The sequence below is a fragment of the Paenibacillus sp. FSL R5-0407 genome (genome assembly GCF_038009185.1).
Classification (GTDB): domain Bacteria; phylum Bacillota; class Bacilli; order Paenibacillales; family Paenibacillaceae; genus Fontibacillus; species Fontibacillus vini.
Map to the genome: position 1 here is coordinate 812,501 of NZ_JBBPAX010000002.1, position 23,611 is coordinate 836,111.

14 protein-coding genes and 1 riboswitch (1 of these 15 only partly in view) are annotated in these 23,611 nt (G+C 50.7%); of the genes, 2 read left to right on the top strand and 12 right to left on the bottom strand.

All coding sequences use genetic code 11. The features are described from left to right. The 12 genes from NYE70_RS22720 to bcp all read right to left on the bottom strand — a co-directional run. Positions 1–427: the start of a hypothetical protein gene (locus NYE70_RS22720; protein ID WP_341048353.1), read on the bottom strand. Its footprint begins 725 nt before the window's first position; only the first 427 of its 1,152 coding nucleotides appear in the window; it begins with the start codon at positions 425–427; its stop codon lies beyond the left edge, outside the window. Between the two features lie 339 nt (positions 428–766). After that, entirely contained in the window at positions 767–1,210 is a 444-nt protein-coding gene (locus NYE70_RS22725; protein ID WP_341048354.1) for a GtrA family protein, read from the bottom strand. Next, positions 1,200–2,213 carry a glycosyltransferase family 2 protein gene (locus NYE70_RS22730; RefSeq protein ID WP_213655499.1) on the bottom strand — a complete coding sequence of 338 codons (1,014 nt, stop codon included), beginning with the start codon at positions 2,211–2,213 and terminating at the stop codon, positions 1,200–1,202. The genes NYE70_RS22725 and NYE70_RS22730 overlap by 11 nt, the downstream gene beginning before the upstream one ends. A gap of 59 nt (positions 2,214–2,272) precedes the next feature. Beyond that, positions 2,273–6,151 carry a glycosyltransferase family 39 protein gene (locus tag NYE70_RS22735; protein WP_341048356.1) on the bottom strand — a complete coding sequence of 1,293 codons (3,879 nt, stop codon included), beginning with the start codon at positions 6,149–6,151 and terminating at the stop codon, positions 2,273–2,275. A 180-nt stretch (positions 6,152–6,331) separates the two neighbouring features. After that, the gene (locus NYE70_RS22740) at positions 6,332–7,732 is read right to left on the bottom strand and encodes an NCS2 family permease (protein WP_213655500.1); all 1,401 of its coding nucleotides are present in this window, start codon (positions 7,730–7,732) and stop codon (positions 6,332–6,334) included. A gap of 157 nt (positions 7,733–7,889) precedes the next feature. Then, positions 7,890–7,990: riboswitch (purine riboswitch) on the bottom strand. 294 nt (positions 7,991–8,284) lie between these two features. After that, positions 8,285–12,091 carry an S-layer homology domain-containing protein gene (locus NYE70_RS22745; protein WP_341048358.1) on the bottom strand — a complete coding sequence of 1,269 codons (3,807 nt, stop codon included), beginning with the start codon at positions 12,089–12,091 and terminating at the stop codon, positions 8,285–8,287. 459 nt (positions 12,092–12,550) lie between these two features. After that, positions 12,551–14,089 carry a glutamine-hydrolyzing GMP synthase gene (guaA, locus tag NYE70_RS22750; protein ID WP_341048359.1) on the bottom strand — a complete coding sequence of 513 codons (1,539 nt, stop codon included), beginning with the start codon at positions 14,087–14,089 and terminating at the stop codon, positions 12,551–12,553. Between the two features lie 77 nt (positions 14,090–14,166). Next, positions 14,167–16,560 (bottom strand): transglutaminase-like domain-containing protein, encoded by a 2,394-nt coding sequence (locus NYE70_RS22755; protein WP_341048362.1) that lies wholly within the window; start codon positions 16,558–16,560, stop codon positions 14,167–14,169. Continuing rightward, the gene (locus tag NYE70_RS22760) at positions 16,547–17,860 is read right to left on the bottom strand and encodes a DUF58 domain-containing protein (protein WP_341048363.1); all 1,314 of its coding nucleotides are present in this window, start codon (positions 17,858–17,860) and stop codon (positions 16,547–16,549) included. The genes NYE70_RS22755 and NYE70_RS22760 overlap by 14 nt, the downstream gene beginning before the upstream one ends. Further along, positions 17,857–18,825, bottom strand: a complete 969-nt coding sequence (locus NYE70_RS22765; protein ID WP_341048364.1) for an AAA family ATPase — start codon at positions 18,823–18,825, stop codon at positions 17,857–17,859. The genes NYE70_RS22760 and NYE70_RS22765 overlap by 4 nt, the downstream gene beginning before the upstream one ends. A gap of 101 nt (positions 18,826–18,926) precedes the next feature. Then, complete coding sequence (locus NYE70_RS22770) at positions 18,927–20,303, bottom strand: polysaccharide deacetylase (protein ID WP_341048365.1); 1,377 nt, start codon at positions 20,301–20,303, stop codon at positions 18,927–18,929. Between the two features lie 189 nt (positions 20,304–20,492). Next, complete coding sequence (gene bcp / locus NYE70_RS22775) at positions 20,493–20,969, bottom strand: thioredoxin-dependent thiol peroxidase (protein ID WP_211023623.1); 477 nt, start codon at positions 20,967–20,969, stop codon at positions 20,493–20,495. A gap of 152 nt (positions 20,970–21,121) precedes the next feature. Here bcp and NYE70_RS22780 point away from each other — a divergent pair, with 152 nt between their 5' ends. Continuing rightward, the gene (locus NYE70_RS22780; RefSeq protein ID WP_341048367.1) at positions 21,122–22,183 is read left to right on the top strand and encodes an LCP family protein; all 1,062 of its coding nucleotides are present in this window, start codon (positions 21,122–21,124) and stop codon (positions 22,181–22,183) included. 62 nt (positions 22,184–22,245) lie between these two features. Further along, complete coding sequence (locus NYE70_RS22785) at positions 22,246–23,559, top strand: glutamate-1-semialdehyde 2,1-aminomutase (protein ID WP_341048368.1); 1,314 nt, start codon at positions 22,246–22,248, stop codon at positions 23,557–23,559. Positions 23,560–23,611 lie beyond the last annotated feature (52 nt).

Below are 23,611 nucleotides of genomic sequence, written 5' to 3' on the forward strand. Positions count from 1 at the left end.
TGTTGGTGTTGGTGTTGGTGGGCAATCCGGTGTTCGGGTTGGCTTCGGCGTCTTTGTTGGTTTTGGTGTCTTTGTTGGTTTTGGTGTCTTTGTTGGTTCTGGAGTTGGTGTCGGCGTTGGCTTCGGCGTCTTTGTTGGTTTCGGAGTCTTTGTCGGTTCTGGTGTTGGTGTTGGTGTTGGTGTCGGTGTCGGTGTCGGTGTCGGTGTTGGTGTCGGTGTTGGCTTCGGCGTCTTTGTTGGTTTTGGAGTCTTTGTCGGTTCTGGCGTTGGTGTTGGTGTTGGCTTCGGCGTCTTTGTCGGTTCTGGTGTTGGTGTTGGTGTTGGCTTCGGCGTCTTTGTCGGTTCTGGTGTTGGTGTTGGTGTTGGTGTCGGTGTCGGCTGCGGTGTTTTTGTTGGTTTTGGCGTAGGCGTTGGGGTCGGAGGACAATCCGGCGTTGGGGTCGGCTTTGGTGTCTTAGTAGGATACGGGTGATATCCCCCTAAAGTGTTATACTCAGTCCCCCCCTGACTTTCTTCTTGTTCATCAGACGTAGCATTTACTGCATTGGCCGTTCCTAATACCAAGCCGGCAGCCAATGTTGCCGCAAGGGCGGTCCTTGCTTTCATTCTCATTCAGCCCACTCCCAATACAATTGATATACAGTTTCAAGAACCTATTTCCCTCTCTTATATTATTGGACTACAGCTTGCCTTATGCCTATCCGTATACTTATTGGAACATTCCAAAATTGTATAGGCTGCTTATAGGTATTATTGTTTCTATCAGCTATGGCTGCTCTCCCCCGGATAAATATCGAACCTGCTTGTAAACCCACAATCGGCTTCCCAAAAAATTCAGGACGAGCGTTATGCAGGTGACCCCCAGCTTGGCGATCAATACAGGTATCCCTATTGTTGAAACCAAAATTTTCAGCAATACTACGGAAACAACAAGAACGATTAAATTTAGCACAACAAACCGGACTAATCGCCTTGAGTCGAACAAGTGGCTTGTTCCTTTCGCTTGTTGATCACGAAAAGTATACCTTGCATTCAGTAAATAACTGTTTATCATTCCTGCCGAATAGGAGAGCGCTTGGGCCAAAGCATTCCCGATCCCCAAAGCGGCGAATACTGCAAACAGGGCAACATCCACGGCTGTATTTGCTAACCCGACCAGATTAAACTTTAAAAATTGTAAAAAAGATGAACGGAGGCGCTTAACCGGCATATTCCTCAACCTGTTCCCTCAGTCTTTCTTCCAAATAAGGTGACTGCCTCCCCGAAACGTGATTGTCATCGTATTCAAAACCTACTTTCTCGCGAACGATATACAAGGGACGATCCTTCGTCTCATCGTAAATCCGCCCAATGTACTCTCCCATCACGCCAAGTAGCATCAATACAATACCGTTAAAGAACAGATTAATCGCTACAATGGAAGCCCAGCCTGGGACCATGCCAAGCTCCAGCCATTTTTGCAGCAGAACCACGAACAGGTACACGAAACTGGAAAAAGAGAGCACGAAACCAACGTAGGAAGCTATTTTCAACGGTTTATGGGAAAAGGATGTAATTCCGTCGGCAGCAAAACGCAGCATTTTCCGCAAAGGATATTTAGTAACGCCGGCAAATCGTTCTTCCCGAACGTATTCCACCCGGGTCTGGCGAAATCCGGCCCATCCGACGAGACCGCGGACAAAGCGGTTCTTTTCTTTCAATCCTTTTAGCACATCGCACACTTTACGATCAATCAACCTGAAGTCGCCGGTATCCAAAGGAATATCAACCTGCGTCATTTTGCCGAGCAAACGGTAAAACATCTTGGCGGTCACTTTTTTAAATACGGTCTCGCCTTTGCGCTTCATTCTCTTTCCATAAACGACCTCGTAGCCTTCCCTCCATTTATCGAGCATCTCCAAAATAACTTCCGGCGGGTCCTGAAGGTCCGCATCTATGATCACGATCGATTGTCCGGCAGCATAGTCCATCCCTGCGCTGATAGCAATCTGATGGCCGAAGTTTCTGGAGAATTGGATTAACCGAACTTTGGGATCGCGCCGGCAAATGGCTTCCACAATTTCCGCAGTCCGGTCCACGCTTCCGTCATTCACAAAAATAAGCTCATAGTCCTCCTCCGAGCAGTCCATAACCCGCTTTAAGCGGTTATAAGTATGCTCAATGACCTCCTCTTCATTAAACATCGGAACGATCACGCTGCAGCCAATCGGCATTACTATTCCTCCTTCTCATCTATCAATTGAACGCAGCAGGCAGCTTCGGGCTTTAAAGCCTAAAACAACCATGAAGGAAACCAACGCAGAACATGCTCAATATAATTCGAACTGACCTGGATGCCGGACAACACCGGATAGAACATGGCGAACAACAGGATCGCCGCGGTCATGAACGCTTTTCTGATATAGCTGAGATGGGGCCGCTTTTCTTCAATTAACTTCACGACGTATACGATGGCCAGGATCAGAAACGGTACCATGGCAAAATAATGGTATAAAAAGGTTTCCCGAGAAACGAGCATCCAGGGAACATACTGCGCCAGAAAGGCGATCCAAACGACATAGACGCCCCGGTCCTTTCGCTTAAGCGAAAACCATAGAGCGGCAATCAGCATGAACACGCCGACCCACCAGATCAACGGATTTCCCATCGCTACAATGCTAGACACAATTCCAGGGTAATCCCCTTCCCCGCTGAAATACCAGACCGGCCGTTTCATAAAGGGCCATTCCCACCAGGAGGAGGCAAAAGGATGACTGCCCACTAGACCGCTATGATAACTGAACATATGCTGTTGAGCCTGAATCAGGCTGCGCCATGTGAACCCTTCCGATGAAGCCGAGAGCGGCGGAATAAAAGACAAAGCATAAATGAATGCCGGAATCATAACAAAAAATACGAGACAAGCTCCCAGCGTGATCAGAATGTTTTTTGAAAATGAGGTTACGATTCTCCGGTAAATCCGGAGGTGTTGGCCAAAATCATCCGAATCCGGATTCGCGGCTAAGGCTCGCTTGGCGGCCGCATATTCCCGGTAACGCATATACAACGATATTCCCAGCATCACCGCCAGGCCTGCCCCGCCATACAGTACGATCCATTTAGCGGCGACCCCGATTCCGAAGAACAGTCCCGCCCAAAATAGCGGAACCAGCGTCTTGCCGATTCCGATTTTGTTGAAATTCAGACTGGTATAACGACTCATAAAGTAAAACATTAAAAGGATAAAGAATACGCCGAATACATCGATCGTGGCGATTCTGGTTTGGGTGAAATGCATGAACTCGGCCGCAAATAACACGGCGGACATCACCGCATATTTCCGCTGGCCGAAGATACGAAGCGCAAAGGCATAAATTAACGGCAGCATGGCTGCTCCGAACAAGGTGCCGATGATGCGCCAGCCGAACGGATTTAATCCAAATACTTGAATGCCGACAGCGATGAGCAGCTTACCCAGCGGAGGATGTGTGTTTTCGTAGGGAGGAAGTCCATGTAAGTATTCATAAGCGGTACGTGCATGGTAAATTTCATCAAAGTACGTGCCGTCATAAAAATCCGGCTTTATCTTCGCGGTTGACGGTTCATCAAACAGTCGGCCGATTTCCCCGTCCTCTAAAGTCGCGCCCGAAGGCTCATGGATCTGGCGGATAGGAATAGGAACCTGGCCTCCCGTCTCAAAAAATGCCATTTCATTTAGGGAGAAGCCTGCCTTTTCCACTGTAAACTTCGCATATCTGGTCTCAAAACCAAGCGGAAGGCTCTTCCACGCGAACACATCACTGACATCCCCGGTGACCTCCAGAGGTCGCTCCCATGTTATCCCATCCAATCCGAATTCCAGTTTGAAGTCTCCAGACCCGATGCCGCCAAAAAGATTCAGTCGCTCTACCCGCTTTACATCACCTAGGTCCACGTAAAAACTTTCGCCCGCTTGTGGCGTCCATCCGCTCTGCGGCGCCCTAAGCGACCCTAACTGAAATAAGGAGACAGCCAAGTACACAAGTGTGATTAAGCCAATCCATTTCCATTCCTTGATGCGACGGAGAAAAGTAAGGCCTTTACTACCGGTACCCCCATGGTCCGGGGGCAACGCCAGCTCCGCCAACAGGCTCTGATCCTCAAGCTGTCGATCCTCATCCGTTCGAGGCATAAGCGGTTTGATTCTCTTTTTAACGTAAATATCAAAACCGAGGTACAACATATATCCAAGCAGCGCCACATTCGCAATGGAGCAAATCAGCACGATTCCATCATTTCCGGGGCTGGACCCGGCATTTAAATATTTCAGTACATAGGCCGCGTTCACATATTGGGTCAAGCTAAATCCCGTAAAAATCGCAAGCAATCGGCGATCCTTGATCTGAATAAAGCTGAACAGGCTTAATATTAAGGCCGGAAACATATAGCGCTCATGCATTTTCGTCCCCAACACGAACAGGATCACAATCAATGCCATGGCGATAAAATAGGAGCTGGAAAGATCACGTTTTGGCCCTTGTTTTCTAAAGGAGATATAACACACATAAGCAACCGCTGAGAGAATCGCCAGGAGTCCCCACACGCGGAACGTTAGAAATAACCAGCTGTTATCAAGCGGTGACCAATTTTGTCCAAACAACGCATAAATATTGAAGGCATTCACGGACGCATAAGGATACGAAGAAAGAGTTGTGCGATAAAGAGCGATCAATCCGGAGAGCCCGCCTTGATTCCAGAAAAAAGGCAACGCCAATAAACCGAACACACAAATTCCGCACAAAATACTCCTTGAGATCCGCTTGGCATCCCGATAATACAAACAAGCAATCAACCATACCGGTGCAAAGATGACTGCTTGCGGTTTGATCAGCATCGCGATAGCCAGCCATACCGCAGACCATTCAAAGCGGCGCTCCGTCAATGCCAAGATGGAGATGAGAAGAAACAGGACGAAGAATGAATCGACTTGACCCCAAGCCGAGGAATTGACGAGGACGGCCGGGTTCCACAGATATAGAATAGACAGAGCGAGGGCGATTTTGCTTCCCAGTGTTTTGCCGGCAGCCCGGTAGATCAAATAACCTGTAACCAGATCCGCCAGAATGGACGGCATTTTAAAGAGTAATTCCGCCCCTGCCGATCCAAAATCCATTCCTAACACGCTGCGGATAGAACCTAGCACATACAGGACGTAAATATAACCCGGCGGATAATCCGCAAACATCCCTTCATTATAAAAATTGCCGATCCCGCTTTCCGCCGCATGTTGGGCCCATGCCATAAAGGTGTTCATATCGGTTTCAAATCCATCCACGGTCAGACCGATTCCGATCCGAAGCAGCAGCGACGCGCCTATCATAAATGCGAACCAAGCATGTTCCTGGCTCACCGCTTCCCCGAGCCGAGCTTGTTGGCGACGCAGTACTTTTTGATACAAAAAGACGAATAACAGACTGAACATTACGGAAAACAGCATGATAGGCAGTATCGATACGTGGACCGCCGCATTTCCCGTTTGATCTTGCGGCTCTGCCGCCGCTTCACCAGCATCCCCTTGCGGCGGATCGGTGGTCGACGACTCCAGCAAGACCGGATTCACTCCTTCCGGCAGTGTTCCGGCTTCCCGAACGTCCAAATCATCGAAGTACGCTTTTCCCGTATTCAGTCGGCCGTATCCGCCAATGCCAGCGGCAACCGTGAGCTCTTGCTGCTCCGGTCCGGTTTTACCGTAAAATTGCAGCTTTTTCCACTGCCCCTCCGAATCCTTCAGATCCGGGAAAGCTCCGCCCACGCCCAGTGGAAAAATAGTCGCTCCGATCTCTCCACTGCCCATTTGCACGATTTGAACCCAGCCCGATATGACATAATCCGTCTCCGGCTTCACCGAAATTCGTTGTACCCATTTCGCGTGATTGGGCTGGATATTATCCACTACGGCGGCCGTATTTCCCGAATGGGCCGTATCCCGTACGATCCCCAATTGACTTGCACCCTCGGTCTGCACCCATGCATCCCGGCTCCAGTGATCCGGGGAATCCGAAACCGAATCCAAGTTCTCAAACCCTGCGTTTTGCAGCAAATTCCCTTCCTCTGCATGTACAACTCCAGCCGGAAGAAAAGTCAGCATCCACATCATTATCGCGGCCATAACCGCCTTCGTAATCTTTAACACGACCCTTGCTCACCCCGGATTTCAATGCATTTATATATTTTAAAAATATATGCACCGGGACAAAGGTTATGCCGGAATCGCGCTCAAGGTTATATCCGCAGGCCGCCGCAATACAAAAAAAACCCGCCATCCGGTTGATCCGGTTTGGCGGGCTTCCTACATTATATTAATGTTGGTTTATTAGCCTTGGCTTCCAAGGAAGACGTAGCGGAGAACGATAAGGATGGCCAGCACCCACATCATCCAATGTACTTTATATTTTCCTTTTGTACGAAGGTTCGCAATCAGTGCGAGCACGACATAGAACACGATCCCGAAGGAAATCCCGTTAGCGATATTGTAAGTGAAAGGCATCATCGTAATCGTCAAGAAAGCCGGGATCGCCACAACCATATCATTGAAGTCGATCTCACGAATCGATTGAAGCATCAGTACGCCTACAATAATCAGAGCAGCCGCGGTAGCGGAGCCAGGAATAAGCGCTGCGATTGGAGCCAGGAACAGAGCAAGCAGGAAGCAGACCCCTGTAGTTACTGCCGTCAAGCCGGTACGTCCGCCTTCGGCAACCCCTGCCGTACTTTCTACATAAGCGGTAGTAGTCGAGGTACCGAGCATAGCGCCGCCTGTTACGGCAACAGCGTCAACCAGCATCGCTTTACCTACGCGTTTTTTGCCTTCTACAGGATCCTTCATGAGCCCGGCGCGAGTCGCCGTACCTACCAGCGTACCGAAGGTGTCGAACAATTCAACGAAAGTAAAGGTAACGATGGCCGAAATAATGCCCGTATGGACAATGCCATTCCAGTCGAACTTCATAAAGTTAAGCTCGGAGAAATCAGGAATCCATTTAGCTTGGCTAGTCGATACCGAGTTGAAATCAACGGCACCCATCAGCATGGCAATAATCGTAGTTCCGAGAATCCCGAACAGAATAGCGCCGCGAACTTGAAGCACCATCAGAACGCCGATCAGGAGCAAGCCGATAATGGCGAGTTGCACGTCGGTGTTTTCCAGGCTGCCCAAGTGAATTACAGTTTCAAAAGAAAGAACGTCGGTAAATGTATGTGCCGGGATGTCATTGCCGGCTTCTACGCCGACCGTCATCAGGCCGCTGTTTTTCAAACCGACGATGGTAACGAATAGCCCGATCCCGACCGTAATCGCATGCTTCAGTGAATCCGGAATCGCGTCCAGAAGCATTTGGCGGACCTTGGTTATCGTCAACAGGATAAAGATCAAACCGGAAATGAATACGGCGGTCAAGCCCATTTCCCAAGTGAAAGGATGGTCCGTAGAAGCGGACGAAAGCACTACAGAGGCAAAATAAGCGTTCAGACCCATACCTGGTGCAAGTGCTACTGGGAAGTTAATAAAGAGACCCATGGCGATCGTGAAAATACCAGCGGCCAGAGCCGTCGCCAAGAAAACAGAATACCAGCCCATGTCGATCTGACCGAAAGCCGTCAGTGTGTTTGGGTTGACTGTAAGGATGTAAGCCATGGCCATAAACGTGGTGAGACCGGCCATAATCTCCGTACGAACCGTTGTACCATTCTGTTTTAACTTAAAAAAACGATCCATGATTCTAATACTCCTCCTTATTATGAGTCGGAAACGACAAAAATCCCGAGGTTAGATCATCCCCGGGTACCGTACAGCCAGAAGAAGCGCGAAGTAAAAACTCACGGACCGGTTCACTGATTCTGGAACTCTAAATCCGTCACCCTCAATATCGAAGGGTTTCGCTTCTTCTTTTCGTAGCCAGATCATTTACGGTGACCTCGTAGAGACTTCCGGGCCGATTCCCGGAATTATACGAAAAGCATTAAGTTGTAATTTGTCGAATCTTTCCGAAAGTCTTGGACTCAAGACCTATTACATGACTTATTCTAGGCTCGAACAGGCAGATTGTCAACTAAAAAAGCGAATATTATTTTATGTATTTGCTGGTATTGTTCGCATTTAGCGCATTTTTGAAATATATTGTTTAAATTCATGTTTAGTGTATTTGTTTTTCGCTGACAGGATTCGACAATTCAGATAGAAAACGGCTCGTTTTGGTGGAAGGCGCATAAAAGGCTGTCCCATAAGTCTGTATGTTGACTTATGGGACAGCCCCTTTTGTATTGCTGGCTATTGCGCAAAGTAAGCAAGAAGCTTGGCGACTTCAGCGCGAGTGATACTATTTTGGGGTTTAATGGACCCATCCTCATACCCGCTTACCACGCCTGCTTTCACTAGCGCGTTCACCGCTTCTTTGGCCCAAGAAGATACGGCTGCATCATCTATGAAGACTTGTTGATTACCTGAAGCATTCAATTTATCTTTTGCCATTTTATAGATGATCACAAAGACTTCTTCTCTAGTAATTTTTTGATTCGGCTTGAAGGTTCCGTCTTGATATCCCCCAACGATTCCCGCCTCTTTAACTGCACCGACACAGCCCGCATACCACGCATCGGATTTAACATCCTTAAATGCGCTTCCTCCTGCCGTGGACTCCAGCTGCAGCAGTCTGCAAACCAAGGTAACAAATTCTGCTCTATTAATCTCTTGATTTGGCTTGAAGCTTCCGTCAGGATATCCGCTGATAATATTCTTACTTGCCAATTTCTCAATTTCTTTGCTGGCCCAATGATTAGTTAGATCAGTGAACTTAGGAAGAGCCGGGGGTTGTGGTGAAGTCTCAGGGGCTTTTGGTTCTTCCGTTGGTTTTTGTTCTTCATTAGGTACTGCAGGCTTAACCGCCCCTGAATTGCCGGAGCCGCCGCCAGTGCTTCCTCCGCCGGAGCTGCCGCCGCTACCCGGATTGTTGCCGCCGGAGCCGCCGCCGTTCCCCGGATTGCTGCCACCGGATGGATTCTGAACGGTTACTGCGCTTTCTGCGGTGAAGCCGCCATCTTCTGTTGTCACTCTTATCGTTGCCGTTCCAGCCTTAATTCCTTTAACATTACCTTCTTGGTCCACCGTTGCTATTCCTTCATCACTGCTGGACCATGTCACCTTCTTATTTGTTGCATTTGCCGGAGTGACGGCAGCCTTTAATTGTGTTGATTTGTTAACCTCCAGGGTGAGCGTCTCTTTATCCAAGGTTACGCCTGTTACTTTAATGATTTCCGGCTGCGGCACCTCTCCTCCTTCAACCGTTACAACAGTCTCTGCTGCGAATCCTCCGGCATACGCCTTAACGATGGCGTAACCCGGCTCTTCAGCCTTGATCCGCACGCTGGTTGTACCTTCAATGACATCGTACACCGACTCGGTAACGGTCACGGCACTTCCTTCAACGATAAATGTTACATTTTTATCTGACGCTGTGTCCGGATTGACAGTCGCTGTCAACGTATCCGAATCGCCTGTTTCCAGCGCAATTTCGCCTTTATTCAATGAGACTCCCTCAATAGGAACGAAAGAGTCGTCTCCGTTGTACGCTTGTAATTCAATATATTGCAGTTCTGCCGCTCCGGTAGCCGCAGGATCATACGCAATTCTTATTGTGTTCTCACCTGCATTTAATGTGATATCCGGGGTGAACGGGGACAGCTTCCATCCAGTTGGAGCGGATGGATACTTGTACTGAATCGTATTGCTTGTATCTCCGTTAATCGTATATTGATGAGGCACCTCGCCCCAATGGACTACATTATAGACAGACATCTTGTATTTTCCCGCAGTTGGAACATTCACGGTAAACGTAACCGCGCCATCCTGATTTCCATCCGTTCCCTTATCGAAAAATCCGATAACATCACCGTAGACTACTTTGGCCGGTCCCTCAAATTGAGGATGGCTGTTTTTGATGATAAATTTTATAGGTGCAGATACATTCGAAACGCTTACATAAATTTGAGCGGTTACGTTATGTCCCATTGCTCCCTTAAAACTGACAATAACCGAAGTGGTGCCGCTGCCTTTCGCTGTAATTTTACCATTCGACACCTCCGCTACATCCGGATTCGAATTGCTATAATCCGCTAGAGCCGTTACGTCCTCGGTATGTCCATCTTCATATTCAGCGGTAACCTTGAAGGATTCAGTGCTGCCAAGATCGAGCACAGGCTTATTGTTGTCCACAATGAGCTTCTTCACCGTAAGCTCTGCCTTCAAGTTTTTGACTTCAACGTAGATTCCATATGTTTTTCCTTCATAGCTAATATTAATATTTGTAGATCCGTAGTTTACTCCAGTAACAACACCGCCGCTTATATTCACAATCCCTTCCTGTTCCGGGACCGCCGAAGCCTTGGCTGTTACATCTTCACTGGTTCCGTCAGCGTATATCGCTTTGACTGTGATGTTCGCTGTATTGCTGCCGGAAGCGATGTCAATTTTTTGTTTATCGATCGATGCGTTAATCGCTACAAGGTCATTTCGATCACTCTTTTCTTGGAACTGCCAGTAATCGAGGTTTAATAGACGACCTGTTCCCTCACCTCTAAATACCATATACAGATTATGGACACCTTCAGCTCCGGAAATGGATGTAGTCAGTGTTTTCCATTGATCCCATCCGCCCGTAGAAGGTACTGGTAGCGTTCCGATCAGTTCACCGTCGGCTTGATCCAGCCGCAATTCAATGGTCCCTCCCTTGGAACCGCTTGCAACATTGACGGTAAATGTGCCGGCGCCTTTTTCCCCAAAGTCTACATCCGCTGCCGCGATCCAATCCCCATCGTTTATATCGGTAACCTGTAGATTGATGCTCTCGACCATGGCTCCCGGCTGTGTAGTCGGCTCAGTAGATATTCCACCATTCCAAGCTATCGTTTCGGCCTCAACCCTGCTGTAAGGATTTAAAGCTTCTAATTGGCCAACACCTTTATTCTCCATTTGAAGCGGGGTGATTCGTCCGGTGTCTGGATCAATTTCAAGCTCTGTAATGCTCGGAGAACGGTAATCCCGATGCCCGTTTTGTCCGTTGATTAATCTTTGTGCGATGTTTACTTGGCGAGTATGGTAGGTAATATACCATTTGTCTTTAAACTGAAATATCGCATGGTGGTTGTTGCCCGCATCCCCGTTTCCGAACACATGCGGCCCGGGAAGAATAGGTCCGATATATTCGAAAGGTCCCATCGGGCTGTCGCTAACCATGTAAGCGATCGTCCCTGTCGGCGGATAGCCCGGTCCATCATTGCCGCTGAAGTTCGAACAATAGGAGTAGTAATATTTACCGTTAATCTTATGGATACCGGAATCTTCAAAAATTCTCGGCGCATCAATTTCCTGCGGCGTTCCTACAATACTGATCATATCATCGTCCAACTGTACGACACGGGACGATTTCGGATTATTGGCGTCCAATCCGGTGATTCCGCCGCCAAAATACAGATAAGCCTTACCATCATCATCCACCAGGACGGCCGGGTCAAAAAGCCAAGGCACGCCGGTTGTCGTGACATTCGGAACATTTCTGTCAATGAGAGGCTTCCCGAGAGGATCATGGAAAGGACCGATCGGGGAATCCCCTACCAGCACACCGATCCCGGATGCATTGTCCGCGAAATACAAGAAGAACTTGTCCTTGCCGTCGATAGTTTTCCAGGCAATGGCCGGCGCCCAAGCATTGTTAGCCCATGCCGTTCCTCCAACCTGCTTCCCAACAGGTACCCTGCCGTGATCGGTCCAGTTCACCATATCGGATGATGAAATAATCGTGATGCTGCGGGCGTTGGCGTAACTGTTATTCGTATCCGGAGTCAGCTCCCACTGAGCCTGATCATCCGTTAAATAGAGATAGAGTCTGCCGTTGTATTCCATTGCATATGGATCCGCACCATATTTGTGCGTAATCAACGGATTGCTTTGGCCTGGAAGTTTTCCGGCTGCCGGGGTTAGCTTATCGGCCGCTTTTACTTCCTGATTACCGGCAACCAGACCGGATGTCGCTGCAAGAGTGAAAATCAGCAGCATAGTCAGCCACTTTTTAGATCTTTTCATACCTTTACGCCTCCCTTTTCCATTTAGTTGTCCAACTGCTACTAATTTTCGAAAATTGTTAATAGCAGCAAGATTTAGAGATATCTTATTGTTATAACAATTCAATGTAAATAGGTTTTATTGTGTTTAAAGTTGACTTTTTTAGGTTGAAAATTTATTTAACAGACTCTCGAAGCTCCCGCTGCTTTCAGCCTGACCAGATGAGATCCGAATGGCATAAAAAATTCAATGTACTTCTTTTCTCTCCCCAAAATTTCTTGGTTCAGCTTAAATCCTCAATCAGTTCTTTGATTCTGGTCATAAAAAAAACTCCCTTCTATCTGCTAGACAACGCAGATAAAAGAGAGTAATTTTTGAACTCTATTGTTGCAAGTGTACGCGGAATTTCAATTCCACCAACGCTGTGAATTCTTGTATATCAAGGCTTCCCAGCGATCGACGGCATTAAATTTCCCCGTCCTATTCCCACTCGATCGTAGCCGGCGGTTTGGAAGTCACATCGTACACGACGCGGTTTACGTTATCCACTTCGTTGACGATACGTACGGAGATCTTCTCCAGCACGTCCCAAGGGATACGCGCCCAGTCGGCGGTCATGCCGTCGATGGAAGTCACCGCGCGGATGCCGACGGTGTAGGAGTAAGTACGGGCATCGCCCATAACGCCTACGCTCTTCATGTTCGGCAGCGCCGTGAAGTATTGCCAGATCTCGCGGTCCAGACCCGCTTTGGCAATTTCTTCGCGGAGAATGTAGTCGGAATCACGAACGATCTGCAATTTGTCCTCAGTAACCTCGCCAAGCACACGGATCGCCAGACCCGGTCCAGGGAACGGCTGTCTCCAGACGATCTCGCTAGGGAGACCAAGTTCCTCACCGACTTTGCGAACCTCATCCTTGAACAACGTATTAAGCGGCTCGATCAGCGAGAACTTCATATCCTCAGGCAAACCGCCTACATTGTGGTGGGACTTGATCGTTTGAGCCGTAGCTGTACCGCTCTCTACGATATCCGTATAGAGTGTGCCTTGAGCCAAGAACTTGAAGTCGTCGAACTTCGCCGACTCTTCATCGAAGACATAAATAAATTCATTGCCGATAATTTTCCGTTTTTGCTCCGGATCATCGACGCCTGCCAGTTTGGACAGGAACCGTTCGCGGGCATCGATCTTGACGACCTTCATATCAAACTTGCCGACAAACGTCTCCATTACGCTCTCGGCCTCACCTTTACGAAGGAGCCCGTGATCGATAAACATGCAAGTAAGCTGATCGCCGATCGCTTTATGGATCAGCATTGCTACAACAGAGGAGTCCACGCCGCCGCTAAGTGCGCAGAGAACCTTTTGGTCCCCCACTTGCTCGCGGATTTCGCGAACCTGATCTTCAATGAACGTCTCCATGCTCCAGTTGCCTTCGCAACCGCAGATCTCGTAAATGAAGTTCTTGATCATTTCATTGCCATGAACGGAGTGACGCACTTCCGGGTGGAATTGAACTCCGTACATTTTGCTCGCTGTATTGGCAAATCCGGCGATCGGTGCGTGCTCGGTAGAAGCGTCCACAACGAAGCCTTCAGGCAGTTCGACCACATGGTCGCCATGGCTCATCCAAACGGTCTGTTTTGCGTCCAAGCCCTTCGTAAGCGCGGAATGTTCAGCGAAATCAACGTCCGCTTTCCCATACTCGCGTTTTGCGGCGCGTTCCACTTTACCTCCAAGCTGCTGGGCCATCAATTGCATGCCGTAGCAAATACCGAAGATCGGAATGCCAATATCGTAAATGGCTTTATCGATATGCGGCGCATCTTCAGCGTATACACTGGATGGTCCGCCAGAGAATACGATCCCTTTCGGCGAAAGTTCACGAATCCGTTCTACCGGCGTATTAAACGGCAGCAATTCGCTATACACGCCCAAATCGCGAATCCGTCTGGCAATCAGTTGATTGTATTGTCCTCCGAAATCAAGAACGACAATCATTTCATTTGGCTTATTCATTTCCGAGCCTCCCTTAATTCATGAACCTAATTATACGAAACGACAAAAGAGCTCGTCAAGGAAGACCCGGCGGTAATTCAGCGTCCCCGGTAAGCCAAATTCCGGCAAAGCTTCAGAAAGTCTCTGCTCTTGGTCCGATCCATTCCGGCTGCCCCGTAATATAGGTTCTCCCAAATCATCACAAAGCTTTCCAAATTCACGCTCTGTTCGCCAACTTTGGCATGAATCGAACTTAGGTATTCTCTTGCGGTCATCCCCGAGGTCTTCGGTCCGTAAGTAAGGTAGATTTCCTTCCAGACGCGGTCAGCCGCCCGCAGCAATTCACTTCTTTCCGGAAACCTCCGGCGCCGTTTCAACATAAAGAGCCACATGAGATAAGAACCTTCACGAAGCCAGGTCCTTCGGTAAATTATAGCCGTATACAGCACAAAGACGATCCCCAGCGCTACGCTTGACCAAAGTAACAAAGACTCTTGAAGCATGTTCCAGCCTTTGGTAATAAACTTAGTCAAACCATCCGACAATACACCTGTCGTCAAAAGCAGCTTCTGCCACCATCCATCTTTCTCCAGGCTATCTTTTACTCCAGCTGGTTCTTCCTGACCTGCGGCAAATACCGACTCGTAACCCGGCGTTGGGTCAAATGGAATCCACCCTTCCCCCGGGAAATAAACTTCCACCCAGGCATGAGCATCGGCATAACTGACATTAATGCGGTTGTCGTCTTCAGAGACAGGGGTTCCGGGAGCAAAGCCTTTGACCCACCGGGCTGGAATGCCCCCGCTTCGGAGAAGCACGGTCATCGCGGTGGAGTAGTGATCGCAGTAGCCTTGTTTTTGCCCGAACAGAAAATAATCGACGAAATCATTCCCATCCGGCGGTGCCTCCGTATCCAGGTTATAAATATAATGCTTCTCCAAATAATTCATTACAGCCACCACCGCATCATACCTGCTGGCGTGGCCTTCCGTCAGAGCAGTCCCCAGCCGCTCTACCCGTTCAGGTAATTGATCCGGAAGCTGAAGCTCCCTGGCGGTAATCTCCATAGGGTCATCGCCTTGGGCCAAGCGAAGCCGACTCGCAGAGACTGCCGGCACTTGAGCCGTCAGCTCATATCCATAGAGCTCCTGCTCCGGATAAGCCGGTTCAAAATAGTTAGCTCCCGTTCCATCATCATACCGGGAACTGACAGCCGCGGACTCTGCTTTTAGATTCTCGGCGAAAACCTGATCGATACTCACGGTACTGCCGCCGCTAAAGAACGGGACCTTACCGGTGACCGGCTGCATAAACATAACCGATTGTTTAATGACGGCGGAACCGCTAGCGGGAGATGCCGCCAAAGATTCGGCGGTATCTTCTGTGGCTTCTTCGGCGGCAGTTCCGGCAATACCCGCGATACCTTCACCTTCGATAGTTACTCCATCAGCTGCATTCGCATCCTCCGTTGTATTCGACCAGGCCACCAGGTGTGAGGCTGTAGGAGATGAAGCCCAGCCCCGACCGGTATAAACGCTCTTGCTCTCTCCGCGCCAATACGTATTTTGCGGTGATACCGCAGTGAAATACGTCTCATGGCGGAGACGCAGCGGGGCCCCAAGCCGGGAATCGTCCTTGCTGTACCCGGACACAGCATAGCTGGTTTGCGGCCGGCCCGATAATTCAGAGCCGCTCCACCCTTCAAGAGCCTGTACAATTTGATTCCATGGAATGTTCCGTACCGGTTGAATCGGAAGGAGCGAGCTCAATAACAAAGCGCCCAGCACACAAAACGCCGCCACGACGCTGCCGAAGGAAATTCCGCCAGGCTTGCCGCCAATATGCAATTGATTGCGGAACAATAAGGCCTGTAGGATAAGCCCCCACCCTGCGGAACGGATAAGTCCCGAGTACACGGGTACGTTTCCCGCAAATTCGATAGCAATCAAATACAGTAACGTTGCCAGAAAAAAGAGCATAATACTATGCTTGCCGAGCGCCAGCATCTGTACGGAGACGACAAGCAGCGTCCAGCCGATCAGCAGCAGGAGCGCTCTGGATTCCTCGCTGATTCCGTACAATCTGCCGGACTGAACAATCTCCGTAACATCGGCGACGATCAGTCCGGCATAGTCCACAAACCAGGACATCCCGGTCTCTTGCCCGTACAAATACAGCAGAGCGCCTGCCACAAGAACTACAGGGATCGGCGCATACAAATAAGTCGGCAGCCGTAAGCAGCCGGCAGCTAGCAGAATGCCGGTGACGCCCAGGAACAATGCGATGAGCCGGTACGGCTCACCGCCCAAAAAAGAGTGAAGCGGATACAACCATTCCCCAAACATGCCAAACAAAAGCATAGACAGGAATAAACGCTGTCCGGTTTCTCTTAAGGACCGTCTACGGCTTGACGCGAGGGGGCGTACCGAAGAACCGTCATATATTCCGGCGACGGAACCGCCAACGCCGGTTTGCGCTCTAAGCGATGCCATGCTTTGCCCCTCCTTTCGGCGCCACTGATACTCCGCCGATATAACGCGTCAGGTCTATAAGGACCAAGCCTTTTTCCAGCAAAGCTTGGGCCAGGCGGACTGATTCGGCATTCCCCTTCGTTCCGCATGCGTACCAGATTTCCAAGGCAGCCCCTCGCTCTGCCAACTGTAATGCCGCTTCGCCCAGTTCCGGAGTCAAATGGCCCGTAATAAAAGTCAGGCTTTGCCTATGCAAAGAAGCATGCGTCCTCCGCAGAAGCTCGGAGCCCGATAAGCCGGGGTCCAGCGTGGTACCTGCCAGAAGGTCGAGGCCCTCTTTGAGACCGCGGCTGCCCGAGAAAGTCGGAGCCGCCTTGATGGCAAGCTCGCTCATGCCCCCATGGCGGAAGCAGACTTCGCCGGTACGCCCGAGCTCCCGGCTTAACCAAGACGCGGCCGCTGAAACGGCAATTTCAAACCCACCGGTAGGGTTTCCTCTCAGCACCGCCCCGCTCCCATTCCCGCTACCTTTTCCTGCCCGATTTCCGCCAAGGCTCCCCGAATAAGAGTTCATCGCATTATCCAGCAGCAAACAGCGGGATTTGGATTCAGCCGGCTCGGGAATGCGCGTAAGCAAGAGGCCTTTCTTGGCTGAACTCTTCCAATGAATCCGGCGGAGCGGGTCCCCCGGCTCATAAGCCCGAAGCCTGCCCGCAGCGAAATCGGCCTCCGACTCGGCGTTTCGCCCTGACCCTTGCTCGTCCCCATCAGGGTCGGCAGCGTTGGTCCCTATAAGTTCAACGGGCAGCGGCGCAGGGTGAATGACGAGAACATCATTCGCTTCTGCGCGCAAGGAACGCTTGAACCATCCGAAGGAATCTCCCCAAGTGATCCGCACGGACTGCCCCGCATATACCCCTCGGCTCGTTTCTCTCATTAAATAAGTGCCTGTAAACTTCCGTTTCCAACCGCCGAAGGCAAGCTTCCCGCCTTGCGGCTCTTGATCATTGCCTGGCTCCGTCTCCCGCGAAGCCGACCATTTATCCTCCGCCTGCATCCACAAAGGCATAAAACCGCCGGAGAGCGTAATGGTCAACGTAACTTCAACTTCCTCTCCCGCTCGGGGATTCAGGGGATGCCAGGTCCGTTCTACTTTGGCTTGCTTAGGTCCAAACCATTGAACCGCCGCTCCTTGAATAATTACGATGACTAACAGCAGCAGCAGAAAAAGAAGCGATTGGCCGCCCTTCCATCCATAGAGGGCTCCCAGCGAGCCGACGGATATTATTGAAATCAACCACGTCCAAAAGCCGTTCTTCATCGGGATCCCCCCGCCGCGGGGACATGGCTGAACAAAGGCACCTCCGCCCGGTTAAGCAGGTCCGCCACGGCCTGTTCCGCGTGAACGCCCGACAGGACTGCCTCCGACTTCAAGACAATCCGATGGGCAAGCACGGACTCGGCAACGGCTTTCACATCATCCGGGATTACATAAGTTCTGCCTTTATAATAAGCCATCGCTTGGGCCGCTCCCATCCAGGCCAGCGTACCGCGCGGACTGATTCCAAGCGACAGCTGGCGGTGGCGCCGGGAGGCATCCGCGACGGAAACCAAGTATTTTTTGATCCGGTCGTCCACCAGAACGCTTCTTACCTGCAGCTGCATATACCTCATTTCCTCGGGTACAAGAACCGGTTTGATCTCCACGGCAGGTTCCTGCCCACGGCTCAGCATCTCGATTTCCTGTTCCGGCATCGGATACCCCAGGGTCAGCCGCATCAAAAAGCGGTCAAACTGAGCCTCGGGGAGCCTGTATGTCCCCTCGTATTCAACGGGATTCTGCGTGGCCAGCAGCAGGAAAGGCTGAGGCAGCGCTCTCGTAATTCCGTCAACGGTCACTCTGCGTTCCTCCATCGCTTCCAGCAAAGCTGACTGGGTCCGGGGAGCCGCGCGGTTGATCTCGTCCGCCAATACGAAATTGGCATGCACTGGACCCGGACGAAATTCAAATTGCCCGGTCTGCGGCTGATATACTGTAACCCCCGTTACATCCGTAGGTAAAAGGTCTGAAGTAAATTGAATCCGCCCGAACGAACCGCCCATACAAGCGGCGAGCGTCCGAACCAGCAGCGTTTTGCCGACACCTGGCACATCTTCGAGCAAAATGTGGCCGCCGGACAGCATCGATACGACGGCAAGTTCAATTTCCGTCCGCTTTCCGACAATAACACGTTCCACACGTCCCACCAGTCTCTCCAGAATCTCGCGAGCCTGTTCGTGAATCATCTTTAATCCCTCCCATAAGAAAACAACAAATCTATCAACCAGTTTCCCCAAAAACTAGTCGTCATAGACATGGAAGAGAGAAAACCAAGAACAACCTGCTCCTACATTGCTTTGACTCTTCGTTCCTCCCGACCGGCCTCAAACGAAACGATAGGATGCCCGGTCGCCTCTAGAAGCGGCCTCAGAGAGATCCATAGCGAATTGTTCTTCCGGGAGAACTGCACCGGAGTGAGCGGAGACGATACCTCTACCCCTTTAGATACAAGAGTTTCCTTCAGCGGTTCTATGATAACCGTGGCATCGCCCCATACAATGACCGCGGATTGACTTTGTCCATCCCAGCTAACCTTGGCGCCCAGCCGTTCCATCGTCGAACGAAGCGGAACCATGTACTGGCCGTCTGTAAGCTCATATTCTCCGGTAGCCAGCTTCGTCGCTACCCCTCCGGCCTCCACATACAGCGGCTCTCCCGGACCAAACAATGCGGCGTTAGGCTCGATATGACTCTCAATCCAGGCCTTGGACGGGGCAGGCTTCGTTTTGATCTTGGAGGCGGCGGCCAGGCTGAATTGAACCGGCTTTTGATCCGGAGAAAGCGAGCGAAAGGTATATCCGTGTTTTTTGTAAAATTTAATGATTTCAGGTAATGCCTTAACAGACTCCTCATGTCCGGTTCCGTCATGCAACAGCACGATCATTTCGTCCTTCAACTTTTCGGAAGTCGCATTCTTGACGATTTCTGCGGCGGGAACACCCCTCCGTTTGGAATCTCCGCTATCCACATCCCAATCGAACACCTTATAACCGCCCTGCTCCAGCAGCTTGAAATAGGTCTCGTCAAAATGTCCGTACGTGCCGCCCGGAGCCCGGACCATAGCCGGACGTACCCCGGTGATTTCACGTACAACTTCCTCGGTCCGCTTGATCTGATCCCAGAAACGTGGAAAGCTGCTATATAAATCGTCATATTCATGATTATACGTATGATTTCCGATGGCATGCCCCGCTTCCTTCATGCGTTGAATCAGCTCAGGGGATTGCTTCGCGTGCTCGCCCAAAACGAAGAACGTGGCGGTGACTTCCTCTTCTTTCAGTATAGAGAGCACTTGGCCCGTCAATTTGCTTGGTCCGTCGTCAAAAGTAAGGTATACGATCTTTTCAGCCTGAGTAGATGTCGCCCGGGCGGTTGCGGAAGCGGAAACTGCAGACAAGAGCGGTACAGTAACTTCCGCTTCCTGCTTAGACTGCACAGCAAGCTCTTGGAGCGGAACAACGGATGCTCCTCCGCCCTCATTTGGATCAGCCCGAACCGCATCCTCCGTACTGGTAGCTGACGCGGGCGCAAGCAAGGGCTGCGCCGATGCCGCAGGCAAGGCTGCTTCGCGCTCTCCGTACAGGAAGGCTGCGGCTATAATTATTAATATTGCGATAGCTCCCATGCAAAACCTTTTTAAACCGAACATCCACATTTTTCTCATTTATTTCTACCTCCGCCGTTTATATCAATCATTTCTTTGGCTTTCTGGTAGATTGTATGAAGGTAGAGAAGAAAATAGACTTCCTATTCTTTAATCAAAAATTAAGAGATATAGCCACGGCGATTTCAACAAAAAAATAAGGATCGCCCATCGCAAGTCTCTCAGACTGGCGATAAGCAACCCTCTTCTTTAATCCATCGATCGGACGGCCTCCAAGACCTGGTCCGCATGTCCTTTCACCCGAACTCCGCGCCACTCCTTAACGAGTGTGCCGTTCTCATCGATTAAAAAGGTCGAACGCACGATCCCTTCGTATTCCCGGCCGTATAATTTTTTGAGCTGCCAGACGCCGAACATGCGGCAGACCTCATGGTCCTCATCCGACAGCAGCGGAAACGGCAAGTTCTGCTTCTCCTTGAACCTGTCGTGGGATTTGACCGGATCGCCGCTGATACCGAGCACGACCGCCCCCTCCTTCTCCAACTGGCCGCTCCGGTCACGAAAATCGCAGGCTTCCTGCGTGCAGGCCGGGGTCATATTTTTCGGATAAAAATAAATCACGACCTTACGGCCCCGGAAATCGCTAAGTGCCATCTCACCCCCGCCGCTGGCCGGAAGACGAAAGTCAGGAACGGGTTGTCCCATTTGAATCTGTACCTCAGTCATATAATTTCTCTCCTTCTCTCCTTAACCCATCAACAACTTTTGTCAATATATGATAAATTGATTGTAATTATAAAAGAAATTATAATGTAATGATATGAAGACATCCATTTTCGAAGCGAATTCATTCGTTTTTCTCTGAAAGGACGAACAAAATGACAAAACGCACTAAAAGAGCGATCATCTGGTCCGCAGTCGGAGTACTGGTCGTCGTAGCCGCTCTCGTGGCTTACTATTTCATCGCCATTTACAATCAGGTTGACGACTTCCAGAAAACCGGCGAGGATTCTCCTTTTTATAATGTTAAACCTACCGAAACCAAGGTACCGGAACCTCCGAAATGGGAAGGAACCGAGCGCGTCAACATCCTGTTGATGGGCGTCGATGCCCGCGGCTTGAAAAAGGGCGAGATTCCCCGTTCCGATACGATGCTTGTAGCCTCGCTTGATCCGGTCGCCAAAAAGGTGAATTTATTCTCCATTATGCGCGATACTTACACGAAAATTCCGGATCATGGATCGGACCGAATTAACAGCGCGATAACGCATGGCCCGAATACGGCGATGAAGGCGGTATCCGATCTGCTGGGCATTCCTATCCAATATTATGTATATACCGACTTCCAGGGATTCATCGAACTGGTGGATGCTGTTGGGGGCGTTGATTTTTACGTCGAAAAAGATATGCACTATACCAGCAAAGCGGATAATCATGAATATGATATCGATCTGAAGAAGGGCCAGCAGCACCTGGACGGGAATACAGCACTGCAGTATGTGCGTTTCCGGCATGACGCCTTGTCCGACTTTACGCGGACAGAGCGGCAGCGGAATTTCCTGAAGGCCGTTGCTGATAAAATGAAATCGACTACTTCCATCATGAAGCTTCCGTCGATTCTGGATAAGGTCAATCCGTACATCGATACCAACCTGTCCGTTGAAGATATGTGGAAGTTGGCCACGGTAGGCTACTCCAGTGAAATGGGCTCCAGCGAACAGATTCCTCCAATGGATCTGCTCGTGGAGAAGAAGGTGGGAGGCTCGGATGTACTGGGCGTACGAAGCGAGGATCAGCTCAAAGACTTCGTGCAGGAAGTATTCAATGGAACCGGAACGACAGACAGCGAAGCGGACACCTCCATCGACGGAAACGGAAACACCACTCCTTCGGATTCGGGAAACAGCGATAGCGGGCAGACTACTTCCACCGGGCCTTAAGTTCCGGCTTGGAAGCTGAACCTATTATGAAAAGAGTTTCGCACTGAAAGGAGTTTTACTTTATGAACCGAAAGCAATCGGAGCTTCTGTACGAAGAAGCATTGAAACACATTGTCGGCGGCGTCAACAGCCCCTCCCGCTCATTCAAGGCGGTCGGGGGCGGGGCGCCCGTCTTTATGAAAAAGGCACAAGGTGCACACTTCTGGGACGTTGACGGGAACCGTTACGTCGATTATCTCGCCGCCTACGGGCCGATCATTACGGGGCATGCCCATCCTCATGTCACCAAAGCGATCCAGGAAGCGGCCGCCAACGGTACTCTGTACGGCACGCCGACCGAGCTGGAGATCAAGCTGGCTTTCATGCTGAAAGAAGCGATCCCGTCGATGGACAAGGTCCGCTTCGTCAACTCCGGTACGGAAGCGGTCATGACGACGATCCGGGTGGCCCGCGCCTATACGAAACGCAACAAAATCATTAAATTTGCCGGATGCTATCACGGCCACTCCGACTTGGTGCTGGTCGCCGCAGGTTCCGGGCCGTCCACGCTCGGCATTCCGGATAGCGCAGGCATTCCGACAAGCATTGCCCAAGAGGTAATTACGGTACCGTTCAACGATGCGGATGCGCTGGGAGATGCTCTTGAGCAATGGGGCGACGATGTAGCCGCCGTCATGGTCGAGCCCATCGTCGGCAACTTCGGTATGGTCATGCCTGAGCCGGGCTTCCTCGAGGAAGTTTGCCGCCTTACACGGTATTACGGCGCCCTAGTTATTTACGACGAGGTCATTACAGCCTTCCGTTTCCATTATGGATCGACACAGACTTATGCCGGACTTGCCAATCATGATCTGATTAGGCCGGATCTGACCGCGCTCGGCAAAATTATCGGCGGCGGGCTGCCGATCGGGGCTTATGGCGGCAGCAAGGAAGTCATGGAGCAGGTCGCTCCGCTCGGTCCGGCCTATCAAGCCGGGACCATGGCGGGCAATCCCGCATCCATCTCCGCCGGCATCGCTTGCCTGGAGGTGCTTCAGGGAGCGGGCGTCTACGAGGAAATGGAGCGCCTGACTATCAAGCTGACGGACGGCCTGGCCGATTCCGCCCGGCGCCATGGCGTGCCGCTCACGATTAACCGGATTCGCGGTTCCTTCTCCACCCACTTCTGCGACCATCCGGTCGCGAATTACGACGAGGCGCAGGATACCGACGGTGAAGCCTTTGCCGCGTTCTTCCGAGCCATGCTGAACCGCGGCGTCAATCTGGCTCCATCCAAGTATGAAGCCTGGTTCCTGACGACGGCGCACACGGAAGCGGACATCGACTTCACGCTGGAAGCGGCGGAGGCGTCCTTTAAAGAGATCAGTTCAAAATAAGTGCACTTAAAAAGGCTGCCCGACGTAGCAAAAATACGCGGGCAGCCTTTTA

Excerpts from the sequence above, each read along its gene's own strand:
- NYE70_RS22725 (WP_341048354.1), bottom strand. The coding sequence starts at position 1,210 with ATGCCGGTTAAGCGCCTCCGTTCATCTTTTTTACAATTTTTAAAGTTT.
- NYE70_RS22730 (WP_213655499.1), bottom strand. The coding sequence starts at position 2,213 with ATGCCGATTGGCTGCAGCGTGATCGTTCCGATGTTTAATGAAGAGGAG.
- NYE70_RS22740 (WP_213655500.1), bottom strand. The coding sequence starts at position 7,732 with ATGGATCGTTTTTTTAAGTTAAAACAGAATGGTACAACGGTTCGTACG.
- NYE70_RS22745 (WP_341048358.1), bottom strand. The coding sequence starts at position 12,091 with ATGAAAAGATCTAAAAAGTGGCTGACTATGCTGCTGATTTTCACTCTT.
- guaA (WP_341048359.1), bottom strand. The coding sequence starts at position 14,089 with ATGAATAAGCCAAATGAAATGATTGTCGTTCTTGATTTCGGAGGACAA.
- NYE70_RS22755 (WP_341048362.1), bottom strand. The coding sequence starts at position 16,560 with ATGGCATCGCTTAGAGCGCAAACCGGCGTTGGCGGTTCCGTCGCCGGA.
- NYE70_RS22760 (WP_341048363.1), bottom strand. The coding sequence starts at position 17,860 with ATGAAGAACGGCTTTTGGACGTGGTTGATTTCAATAATATCCGTCGGC.
- NYE70_RS22765 (WP_341048364.1), bottom strand. The coding sequence starts at position 18,825 with ATGATTCACGAACAGGCTCGCGAGATTCTGGAGAGACTGGTGGGACGT.
- NYE70_RS22770 (WP_341048365.1), bottom strand. The coding sequence starts at position 20,303 with ATGAGAAAAATGTGGATGTTCGGTTTAAAAAGGTTTTGCATGGGAGCT.
- bcp (WP_211023623.1), bottom strand. The coding sequence starts at position 20,969 with ATGACTGAGGTACAGATTCAAATGGGACAACCCGTTCCTGACTTTCGT.
- NYE70_RS22780 (WP_341048367.1), top strand. The coding sequence starts at position 21,122 with ATGACAAAACGCACTAAAAGAGCGATCATCTGGTCCGCAGTCGGAGTA.
- NYE70_RS22785 (WP_341048368.1), top strand. The coding sequence starts at position 22,246 with ATGAACCGAAAGCAATCGGAGCTTCTGTACGAAGAAGCATTGAAACAC.